Annotated in this window: 4 protein-coding genes; 3 read left to right on the top strand and 1 reads right to left on the bottom strand. The window is 73.3% G+C overall.

The window, feature by feature from the left end:
- Positions 1–573 (bottom strand): sensor domain-containing protein (locus KN815_RS14105; RefSeq protein WP_216342264.1); only part of this gene is annotated, 573 nt, incomplete at its 3' end.
- A gap of 179 nt (positions 574–752) precedes the next feature.
- Between KN815_RS14105 and KN815_RS14100 the strand changes: the two genes are divergently transcribed.
- From KN815_RS14100 to KN815_RS14090, 3 genes are all read left to right on the top strand, one after another.
- Complete coding sequence (locus KN815_RS14100; RefSeq protein WP_059149010.1) at positions 753–1175, top strand: NADH-quinone oxidoreductase subunit A; 423 nt, start codon at positions 753–755, stop codon at positions 1173–1175.
- The gene (locus KN815_RS14095) at positions 1166–1849 is read left to right on the top strand and encodes an NADH-quinone oxidoreductase subunit B (RefSeq protein ID WP_372458351.1); all 684 of its coding nucleotides are present in this window, start codon (positions 1166–1168) and stop codon (positions 1847–1849) included. Before KN815_RS14100 ends, KN815_RS14095 begins: the two co-directional genes overlap by 10 nt.
- Positions 1846–2626: NADH-quinone oxidoreductase subunit C (locus KN815_RS14090; RefSeq protein WP_216342261.1), on the top strand; the 781-nt coding region annotated here is incomplete at its 3' end. The genes KN815_RS14095 and KN815_RS14090, both read left to right, overlap by 4 nt.

Raw genomic sequence — 2626 nt, 5'->3', positions numbered from 1 at the left:
GGCGATCCGCCGCTCCAGCTCATCGGAGGGGAAGAGCAGCCCGCGCACCATCGCCCGGTCCACATGCGTCAGCCCCCGGGCGATCCACGGCAGCACCGGCCAGGCGACGAAGAGCGAGGTCAGGGTGAGAGCGAAGGTGACCACCGACCAGGGCAGCCGGATCAGGGCGTACAGCGTGGCGCGCCAGCCCACCGGATCCCGCAGACTCGTCCACAACCGGCTGAGGACGCCGCTGTCCGGCCGGTACGGCAGGGGGCTGGGCTCCTCGATGCGCACCGAGAGCAGCGACCTGGCACGGTTCCGCTCGAGCCGGCCGAGGAGGCGGCTGAAGCGCAGCCCCAGGGCCAGCAGCGGCAGCCCCACCACCGTGACGGACAGCCCCATGCCCACGGCCAGCCAGACCAGCGTGAGGATGAAGCAGACGATGCCCACCGGCAGATTGGCCAGGAGATAGGCGATCTCCTTCCAGGTCTGCGCGGGAAAGGCGAACGCGGGCGGCCGCGGCAGCCGCTCGCCGTCGCGGTCACGGCCGCCGCCGCCGTCGGGGCCGTGGACGGGGGAACTGGAGGTCATGGCAGCAAGACTGCCCGGCCCGGCGGGGGGACCGCCATGGGGGTAGCCCTACCGCATGGCGGACGGGCCGCCCGGGCGGGCGGCGGCAGGGCCTAGACTTCCGGTCCGTACGGATCGTCGAACACGCGAGGTCGACGAGGAGCGGGCAGGGACCACGAGACCAGGGAGCGAGGGCGGACGTGCCGGAGGCGACGACCGTACACACCACGAGTGGCGCCGGCGTCCAGCTCGCGGACGGCTACTTCCAGGGCTATGCGGTGGTCGGGCTGCTGGCGGCGATCGGCGTGATCTTCGTCGCCGTGGCCTTCGGGGCCGGGCGGCTGCTGCGGCCCGTCGTGCCGACGCCCGAGAAGCTGCTGACCTACGAGTGCGGAGTGGACCCGGTGGGCGAGGGCTGGGCCCACACCCAGGTCCGCTACTACGTCTACGCTTTTCTGTATGTGATTTTCGCCGTGGACTCGATCTTCTTGTTCCCGTGGGCGACGGTCTTCGCGGCACCCGGCTTCGGGGCCGCCACGCTGGTGGAGATGTTCATCTTCCTCGGGTTCCTCGCCGTAGGTCTGCTGTACGCATGGAAGAAGGGCGTCCTGGAGTGGACGTGACACCCAACCCGACGCCGACACCGCCCGCCGCGGCGGTCCCCGCATCGGCCCCCGCATCCGTCCCCGCATCCGCTCCGGTGGACCTGCCGGAGCCGCGCCGTCTCGGCACGCTGGCCCGGCTGGCTCCCGAGCCGATGAAGGTGGTCCTGAACTGGGGCCGCCGCTACAGCCTGTGGGTCTTCAACTTCGGGCTCGCCTGCTGCGCGATCGAATTCATCGCCGCGTCGATGGCCCGCCACGACTTCATCCGGCTCGGCGTGATCCCCTTCGCGCCGGGGCCGCGCCAGGCCGACCTGATGGTCGTCTCCGGCACGGTCACGGACAAGATGGCGCCCGCGGTCAAGCGGCTGTACGAGCAGATGCCGGAGCCGAAGTACGTGATCTCCTTCGGGGCCTGCTCGAACTGCGGCGGCCCCTACTGGGACTCGTACGCCGTGACGAAGGGCGTCGACCAGATCATTCCCGTGGACGTCTACGTCCCCGGCTGCCCGCCCCGGCCCGAGGCGCTGCTCCAGGGCATCCTCAAGCTTCAGGAGAAGATCGCGCGCGAGTCGCTGGGCGAGCGCTACGGGACGCCGGGGCGCGGTGCCGGATCCACGGCCTCGGGCCGCCCGTCCGCGGCCGCGCTGCGCAGCGGGCTGGTCACGCCTCCGGGGCGGGAAGACACGACATGACCGAGCCGAACGAGCCGAACGAGCCGAACGAGACGCCGGAGCGGACCGGGGCGGCGCAGGCCGCCGGCGCGGTGGAGCCGGCCGGAGCGGCGGAGCCCACTGCGGCGGCGGAGCCCGCTGCGGTGGCCGCCCCGCCCGTGGGCTGGCTGCCGCGTTCCGCCACCGAGCTGTTCGGCGAGGGCGCCACGGCGGAGGAGGCGTACGACCTGCTGACCGTCGACGTCCCCGCCGACTCCTGGATCGCGTCGCTGGAAACGGCCCGCGACACCCTCGGCTGCACCTACTTCGACTGGCTGAGCGCGGTCGACGAGCCGGGCACCGGCTTCCGGGTGGCCGCGTACGTCGTCGCCCTCGGCGGGAGCGGGAGCGGGAGAGGCAGCGGGAGCGGGGGTGCGGCCGGGCGCGCGGTGCGCGGTCTGCTGGTGCGCACCACCGTGCCGCACGACGCGCCCGCGCTGCCGACCGCGACCGGCGTCTACGCCGGGGCGGCCTGGCATGAGCGCGAGACCCACGAGATGTTCGGCATCGGCTTCACCGGCCACCCCGGTCTCGCGCCGCTGCTGCTCCCCGACGGCTTCGAGGGACATCCGCTGCGCAAGGACTTCGTGCTGGCGGCCCGGGTCGTCAAGGCGTGGCCGGGCGCGAAGGAGCCGGGGGAGTCCGAACACGGCGGCCCCAAGCGTCGGCAGATGCTGCCGCCGGGCGTCCCCGACCCCAACGAGTGGGGCCCCCTCAAGGGCCAGCTACCCCCCGCCCCGGCCCGCCCGGCCCGCGGCG

It is taken from the genome of Streptomyces niphimycinicus, from assembly GCF_018883605.1.
In the GTDB taxonomy this organism is placed as follows: Bacteria; Actinomycetota; Actinomycetes; order Streptomycetales; family Streptomycetaceae; genus Streptomyces; species Streptomyces niphimycinicus.
This window is presented reverse-complemented; position numbering and strand designations above follow the sequence as displayed.